Here is a 1281-nt window from a genome sequence, read left to right on the forward strand (position 1 = left end):
TACAAAGCGCCCCTGCGCGATATGCGCTTCGTCCTCAATGAGGTGTTCGAGGTCGCCAAACTCTGGGCCGAGCTGCCAGCATTGGCCGATTCCATTGATGCTGAAACGGTCGAAGCCATTCTCGAAGAAGCCGGCAAGGTCACCAGTAAAAGCGTTGCGCCCCTGAGCCGTGCCGCTGACGAGGAAGGTTGCCACTGGGCGGACGGTGCTGTCACCACGCCGGCGGGTTTCCCTCAGGCTTACCAAACCTACGCTGAAGGTGGTTGGGTCGGTGTTGGTGGAGATCCGGCCTACGGCGGCATGGGTATGCCCAAGGCCGTTTCGGCCCAGGTCGAGGAAATGGTCAACTCGGCCAGCCTGGCGTTTGGTCTGTACCCGATGTTGACCGCTGGCGCCTGCCTGTCGATCAACGCCCACGCCAGCGAAGAGCTGAAGGCCGCCTACCTGCCGAACATGTACGCCGGGGTCTGGGCCGGTTCCATGTGCCTGACCGAACCGCACGCCGGCACCGACCTGGGGATCATCCGCACCAAGGCCGAGCCTCAGGCCGACGGTTCCTACAAGGTCAGCGGCACCAAGATCTTCATCACTGGCGGCGAACACGACCTGACCGAGAACATCATCCACCTGGTGCTGGCCAAACTGCCCGATGCGCCGGCTGGACCTAAAGGGATTTCGCTGTTCCTGGTGCCCAAGTTCATGGTCAATGCCGATGGCAGCCTGGGTGCGCGCAACCCGGCCAACTGCGGCTCGATCGAACACAAGATGGGCATCCAGGCCTCAGCGACCTGCGTAATGAACTTCGACGAAGCCGTGGGTTACCTGGTCGGCGAGCCGAACAAAGGCCTGGCGGCGATGTTCACCATGATGAACTACGAGCGTCTGGGCGTCGGCATCCAGGGCCTGGCCACCGGCGAGCGCTCCTATCAGAACGCTGTCGAGTACGCTCGTGATCGTCTGCAGAGCCGTTCGCCAACCGGCGCGCAGAACAAAGACAAAGTCGCTGACCCGATCATCGTCCACCCGGACGTGCGTCGCATGTTGCTGACCATGAAAGCCGCGAACGAAGGTGGCCGCGCTTTCTCGACCTACGTCGCCATGCAATTGGACACCGCCAAGTTCAGCGAAGACGCCACCACCCGCAAGCGTGCGGAAGACCTGGTGGCCTTATTGACGCCGGTGGCCAAGGCGTTCCTCACCGATCTGGGCCTGGAAACCACGGTTCACGGCCAGCAGGTATTCGGCGGCCACGGTTATATCCGTGAGTGGGGCCAGGAGCAA

The 1281-nt window shown here is 62.3% G+C and carries 1 protein-coding gene; it reads left to right on the top strand.

The features are described 5' to 3' along the window. The coding region (locus tag QLG10_RS07890; protein WP_282486620.1) for an acyl-CoA dehydrogenase family protein at window positions 1–1281 on the top strand (1281 nt) is incomplete at both ends.

The organism is Pseudomonas sp. V98_8 (assembly GCF_029967975.1).
In the GTDB taxonomy this organism is placed as follows: Bacteria; Pseudomonadota; Gammaproteobacteria; order Pseudomonadales; family Pseudomonadaceae; genus Aquipseudomonas; species Aquipseudomonas umsongensis.